A 6363-nucleotide genomic window follows, 5' to 3' on the forward strand; every position below is an offset into this window, starting at 1 on the left:
AGCTCCACCTCCCTCTCGCGGGCCATCTCCTTCATGCGGGCCCGGAGGGAGCTGTTTGCCGCCACCCCGCCGGAGAGGGCCACCCGGCGGATGTGAAACGTCCGTATGGCCCATTCGGTCTTCCGGGTGAGGACGTCCACCACCGATGCCTGAAACGAGGCGGCCACGTCATTCAGAGGCACGCCGGGCTCCCGTTCCCGGGCGAGGCGCACCGCCGTTTTCAGGCCGCTGAAGCTGAAGTCGAAGGAGCCCGGCAGGTAGGCCCGGGGAAGCTCCACCCTTGCGGGGTCGCCCTCCCGCGCCCTCCGGTCCAGCTCGGGCCCGCCAGGGTAGCCCAGGCCGAGGAACTTGGAGACCTTGTCGTACGCCTCTCCGGCGGCGTCGTCCCGGGTTCTGCCCAGCTCCTCGTACTGGCCGTAGCCGGCCACCTTGTACAGCGAGGTGTGCCCGCCGGAGACGACCAGGGCCAGGAAGGGAAACTCCGGCTCCCGCTCGAGGAGAAAGGGGGATAGCAGGTGACCCTCCAGGTGGTTTACCCCCACGAGGGGCAGGCCGGCGGCGTAGGTGAGGGCCTTGGCGAAGGAGCAGCCCACCAGGAGGGAGCCGATGAGCCCGGGCCCCTGGCAGACCGCAATCCCGTCGAGACCGGAAAGCCCCTCGGACCCTCCCTCCAGGGCCTCGCTCACCACCGGCCATATCATCTCCACGTGGCGGCGGGAGGCAAGCTCGGGGACCACGCCTCCGTACTTCTGGTGGATTTCGGTCTGCGAGGAGACCACGTTGGTGACGATGCGGACCGGGCCGCCGCCGAAATCCAGGACGGCCGCCGAGGTGTCGTCGCAGGAGGTGTCTATGCCCAGGACCTTCATGCGCCTCCATCAGAGCCGAAGGGAAGTGGTGGGTATATTAGCGAAAGTCCCCAAACGAACACAAACCGGAGAGCTTCAGACGTGGTACCGGGAGATGATGACGGCGTCGGACTCGAAATACTCAAGGGCCCTGCTCAGGTCCTCCCGCGCGCCCATGAGAAGGAGGATATCGCCTTCCTTGATGGTCGTTTCGCCGGACGGGTTGTGTATGGCCTTCCCCTCCCTCTCGATGGCTATCACGGTGGCTCCCGTCCGCCCCCGCAGGTGAAGCTCCCTCAGCGAGTGGCCAGCCAGCGGGGAGCCGTCCTTCACCAGATAGGATTCGGTCTGGAGCTGGCTCATGATGTCCTCTCTCTCGGCCATGGTCTTGTGCGGAAGCTCGTGGGCGCGGAGGGCCCTGTAACTGTTCTGCCTGATGGCCTCTATGCGGTCGTTGATGACGTTGAGGGGCACGTTATAGTGATGGAGCACGCGGGAGAATATCTCCACAGAGGTCTCAAACTCCTCCGGAATTATCTCGTCAGCCCCCAGGGAGCGGAGGTCCTCCACTTCCAGCACGTACCGGGTGCGGACGATGATATGGAGGTTGGGGTTCTCCTTCCGGGCCAGCGCGACGATTTTTCTGGTGGCTACCGGGTCGGAGATGGCCACCACCAGAACCTTGGCCGTCTTCACCCCCATCTTGTGGAGCACCTCCCTGCTGGTGGCGTCTCCGAAGGAGATGGGCTGTCCCTTCTGTCTCTCCCTGCGGACCGTGTCGCTGTTCAGCTCCAGGACCACATAGGGGATGCCCGTCTCGCTCAGGGTGCCGGCCAGGTTCCTGCCGTTCAGGCCGAAGCCTGCGATGATGACGTGGTTCAGGAGTACTTTCGAGAAGGGGCGCTCCGTGGGCCTGTCGAAGAAGCGGCTCAGGGGGCCCTTGCGGGTAAGGCGCACCGAAAGGGGCGGGGCCACCTTGAGGAGCAAGGGGGTCAGAGCCATGGTGATGACGGCCGAAGAGAGGAAAAGCTGGTACATCCCTCCCTCCACGATGCCGGCACTCCTGCCCACGGCGGCAAGGATGAAGGAGAACTCTCCTATCTGGGCCAGGCCCACGCCCGTATGGATGCTCACCCGGAGGGACGACGCAGTGGGGATGACCGACAGGGTGGCCGCAAGGGCCTTCACAACCAGGATGGCAAGGACCGCCACCAGCACAAGGGGCCACTGCTTTGCAATGAACCCCATGTCGATGAGCATCCCGATGGAGACGAAGAACAGGCCCATGAAACTGTCCTTGAAGGGCAGTATCTCGGCCGTGGCCTCGTAGGAGTACTCGGACTCCGAGATGACCAGCCCCGCGAGAAAGGCCCCCAGGGCCAGCGAAAGGCCGAAGCGCGAGGTCAGAAGGGCCGTGCCCAGGCAGATGACGATGACGGAGATGAGGAAAAGCTCCCTGCTTCTGGTGTGCACCACATTGTGCAGAAAGACCGGCACCACCCACCGGCTGGCCAGGAGCACCAGGGCTATGATGCCCAGGGCCTTCGCAAATGTCAAAACGAGCGCCGCCAGGTCGACCCCTTCTCCCGAAAGCGCCGGCACCAAAAGCATCAGGGGCACCACGCAGAGGTCCTGGAAGATGAGCACCCCCACCATCTGCTTGCCGTGGGGCGCGTCCGTTTCCCCGGCCTCCAGCAGGACCTTCAAAACGATGGCCGTGCTGCTCAGGGCCGTGAGAAAGCCGAGGAAAAGGGAGAGGCGGACGTCCCTGGTGAGGAAGTACGAAAGGCCCGTCACGGCCAGTATGGTCAGCAGCACCTGCCCGCCGCCGCCCAGGAGGACCGTTCTTTTGATGCGCATGAGGTTTCTCAGGGAAAACTCGATGCCTACCGTAAACAGAAGGAGAATCACTCCCACTTCGGCCAGGAGCTCTATGGCGTGGGTGTCCTGGACGATGCCGAACCCCCCGGGGCCGATGAGCACGCCCGCCACGATAAAGCCCACCAGGGGCGGAATCCTGATACGGTGAAGCAGAAACACCATGAGGGCCGAGACCCCGAAGACGAGGACCAGTGCCTTGAGAAATTCAAGCTCCATACTATGAGTATAGCCGGAACTCCCGGGAAAGGCGAAACAGGAGGGTCAGAGGCCCCGAGGGCGGCGGGGGAGCCGCCTGGAAACGCCGGAGGAGAAGGCCCTGGGCAGGCCCTGCCGGGAAGGCAGGGGCGGCCTTGAGGCACTCGGGAAACGTCTGTTTTCGCTGACGGACGCGGAGGGAGCCCGCCATGCCGATGGCGCCCGGGAGACGCCCGCCTGGAACGTCTCGAGGAGTTTTTCATCAGGCCTGATTATCCAGACGGCGCCGAAATCCTTCTCCTGATAGGCCCGCGCCAGCCCCAGGCGGATGACCTCCAGGAGGGCGACGAACGTCATGATGAAATGCGGCCTCTTCACGTCGCCCTCGAAGAGCTGCTCGAACCGCAGGGCCTTTTTCTCCTGGAGGGCCTCGATGATGAGGTTTATTTTCTCCTTTATGGAGAGCGCCTCCCGGGTAATGGTGCGCACCTCGGGAGGGGCCTTCTCCAGGATGCGCTTGAAGGCGTCTATGAGGTCGAAGATATTGAGGTCGAAAAGAAGAAGCTCCTCCGTCTCGGCCTTCTCCTCCAGGGGGGTTGCCTCCCGGTGGAAAAGCTGTGCTGTCTCCTCCTCCCGCTCCCTCAGGCCCAGGGCGGCTTCCTTGAAGGACTGGTACTCCAGGAGTTTCATGACCAGCTCAAGCCTGGGGTCCTCGGGCTCCTCGGCATCCAGGGTGTCCTCCACCGGCAGGAGCATCCGGGACTTGATATGGATGAGGGTGGCCGCCATCACGACGAAATCGCCCGCTATCTCCAGGTTCAGCTCCTTCATCATCTCCAGATACTCCAGGTACTGGCGGGTGATGAGGGCGATGGGGATGTCATAGATGTCTATCTTCTGCTCCCGGATGAGATGTAGCAGAAGGTCCAGAGGGCCCTCGAAAAGGGGGAGCTTTATGCTGTAGGTGTCTTCCATGTCTCAAGGTGTGGGAATTCGTACGGGCAGAGTATTGTACCATTTTCCCGGGGGAGGGAAGAAGCCGGAATAATGTAAAGTAAAACTTCAACAACGTGGGCTTATTGCTTTAACTACAAAGAAAAAGTGCACTCGAAGAGAGGCGCTTGGGAGGACCTTTTCCTATGTTCCGGCCTCCACTTTTTCGCCCATGAGGTACTCGTGGATGGCCCGGGCGGCCTTTCTGCCGGCGCCCATGGCCGATATGACGGTGGCCGAGCCCGTGACGATGTCCCCGCCGGCGTACACCCCCTCGCGGCTGGTCCGCATGGTCTCAGGGTCGGCCTTGATGTAGCCGCCCCTGCCCAGCTCCATGTCCCGGGTGCTCTTGGGCACCAGGGGGTTGGCCCCCGTGCCCACGGCCATGACGACCACGTCCACGGGGATGGTGAACTCCGAGCCCTTGATGGGAACCGGCCGCCTGCGGCCGGACTCGTCGGGCTCTGAAAGCTCCATCCGGATGCACTCGATGGCCCTGACCCAGCCGTCCTCCCCCAGGATGCGCACCGGGTTGGTGAGCATCTCGAAACGGACCCCTTCTTCCCTGGCGTGGTGCACCTCTTCGCGCCGGGCGGGCATCTCCGCCTCTGACCGGCGGTAGACGATGATGGCCTCCTCGGCCCCCAGGCGAAGGGCCGTGCGCACGGAGTCCATGGCCACGTTGCCGCCTCCGACCACCGCAACTCTCTGTCCCACCCGGATGGGTGTGTCAAACTCCGGGAACTGGTACGCGCGCATGAGGTTCACCCGGGTGAGAAACTCGTTGGCCGAGTACACGCCGTTGAGGTTCTCTCCCTCCAGGCCCATGAACCGGGGCAGGCCGGCCCCGGTGCCGATAAAGACGGCGTCGTGGTCCTCCAGCAGCTCGTCCACCGTGAAGAGCTTGCCCACGACGGCGTTCAGCACGATGTCCACGCCCATTTTCCTGAGGGTGTCTATCTCCCGGGCGACGATGTCCTTGGGCAGCCGGAACTCCGGAATGCCGTAGACGAGGACGCCGCCGGGCTCGTGGAAGGCCTCGTATATGGTCACCTTGTGGCCCATGCGCGCCAGGTCGTAGGCACAGGTGAGGCCCGCCGGGCCGCTTCCCACGATGGCCACCTTCTTCCCCGTGGGCTCGGCCACCTTGGGCACCTTGCCGTTTTCCTTCTGAAGGAGCATGTCCGCCGCGAACCTCTCCAGGCGGCCGATGCCCACCGGGTCGTTCTTCTTGCCCACGATGCAGTACTTCTCGCACTGGCTCTCCTGGGGGCAGACCCGTCCGCATACGGCGGGAAGGAGGTTTTTCTCCTTGATGATGTTAATGGCCGCCTCGAAGTCCCCTTCGCGGATGGCCCGGACGAACTGCGGTATGGGCACCTGCACGGGGCAGCCCTGGATGCACTTGGGCTGCTTGCACTCCAGGCACCTCTGGGCCTCCTTGAGGGCCATCTCGGCGGTGTAGCCCAGGGCAACTTCCTTGAAGTTCAGGACCCTCTCGCGGGGGTCCTGCTCCGGCATGGGGGTCTTCTTGGGGATTATCTTCTTTTTCTTCTTCGCTTCCGCCATATCGATTACTCCGTCTCGCAGAGCATGTCGGCGTGGCGCCGCTTCCACTCCTCGAAGGTGACGCGCTCGTGCTCCTTGTAGCTTCCCTGCCGCTGCATGAGGCAGTCCCAGTCCACCTCATGGCCGTCGAACTCGGGCCCGTCGGTGCAGGCGAACATGTTCTCGCCCCCCACCAGCACCCGGCAGCCCCCGCACATGCCGCTTCCGTCAACCATGATGGGGTTCAGACTCACCATGGTCTTGATGCCGTAAGGGCGAGTGGTCTCGGAGACGAACTTCATCATGATGGCGGGCCCCACGGCCAGCACCAGGTCGGCCCCCCGCTCCTCTATCTCCCGCGTGAGCGCGTCGGTGACCATCCCCTTCATGCCCTTGCTTCCGTCATTGGTGGTGACCAGAACCCGGTCGCAGACCCGGCCCATCTCTTCTTCGTAGATGAGAAGGTCCGCGGTCCGCGCCCCCACCACCGCGGTGACTTCGTTACCCGCGGCCTTCATCTCCCGGGCGATGGGGTACAGGGGGGCCACCCCGAAGCCTCCGCCCACAAGGACGACCTTGCCGAAGTTCTCGATGTGGGTGGGTTGTCCCAGGGGGCCGCAGAGGTCCAGGATATCGTCTCCCTCCTTGAGCCTGGACATCTCCGCCGTGGTCTTCCCCACCACCATGACGATGAGCCTGATGGTCCCCTTTGCGGGGCTGATGTCGGCCAGGGACAGGGGGATGCGCTCGCCCCGCTCATGGAGCCTGATGATAACGAACTGCCCCGGACGCGCCTTCTTCGAAAGAAGAGGGGCGCTCACCGTGAACGAGAAGACGTCCGGCGGCCGGATGAGCCGCTTTTCAAGAATCTTCGCCATGCACTCCGCTCCCCATGATG

General features: G+C 63.6%; 5 protein-coding genes. All 5 read right to left on the reverse strand.

The features are described from left to right. The coding region (tsaD, locus tag P8Y39_12140) for a tRNA (adenosine(37)-N6)-threonylcarbamoyltransferase complex transferase subunit TsaD (protein MEJ2193066.1) at positions 1-869 on the reverse strand (869 nt) is incomplete at its 3' end. Positions 870-944: 75 nt separating this feature from the next. Continuing rightward, positions 945-2945: a cation:proton antiporter gene (locus P8Y39_12145; protein MEJ2193067.1), complete on the reverse strand. Its 2001-nt coding sequence runs from the start codon at positions 2943-2945 to the stop codon at positions 945-947. A 45-nt stretch (positions 2946-2990) separates the two neighbouring features. After that, positions 2991-3899, reverse strand: a complete 909-nt coding sequence (locus tag P8Y39_12150; protein ID MEJ2193068.1) for a segregation/condensation protein A — start codon at positions 3897-3899, stop codon at positions 2991-2993. Positions 3900-4061: 162 nt separating this feature from the next. Continuing rightward, positions 4062-5486 carry an NADPH-dependent glutamate synthase gene (gene gltA / locus P8Y39_12155; GenBank protein MEJ2193069.1) on the reverse strand — a complete coding sequence of 475 codons (1425 nt, stop codon included), beginning with the start codon at positions 5484-5486 and terminating at the stop codon, positions 4062-4064. A gap of 5 nt (positions 5487-5491) precedes the next feature. Continuing rightward, the gene (locus tag P8Y39_12160) at positions 5492-6343 is read right to left on the reverse strand and encodes a sulfide/dihydroorotate dehydrogenase-like FAD/NAD-binding protein (protein MEJ2193070.1); all 852 of its coding nucleotides are present in this window, start codon (positions 6341-6343) and stop codon (positions 5492-5494) included. Positions 6344-6363: the final 20 nt, after the last annotated feature.

The organism is Nitrospirota bacterium, from assembly GCA_037386965.1.
Classification (GTDB): domain Bacteria; phylum Nitrospirota; class Thermodesulfovibrionia; order Thermodesulfovibrionales; family JdFR-86; genus JARRLN01.

Bases quoted from the DNA above. Each gene is read 5' to 3' on its own strand.
- P8Y39_12145 (MEJ2193067.1), bottom strand. From the start codon at position 2,945: ATGGAGCTTGAATTTCTCAAGGCACTGGTCCTCGTCTTCGGGGTCTCG.
- P8Y39_12150 (MEJ2193068.1), bottom strand. From the start codon at position 3,899: ATGGAAGACACCTACAGCATAAAGCTCCCCCTTTTCGAGGGCCCTCTG.
- gltA (MEJ2193069.1), bottom strand. From the start codon at position 5,486: ATGGCGGAAGCGAAGAAGAAAAAGAAGATAATCCCCAAGAAGACCCCC.
- P8Y39_12160 (MEJ2193070.1), bottom strand. From the start codon at position 6,343: ATGGCGAAGATTCTTGAAAAGCGGCTCATCCGGCCGCCGGACGTCTTC.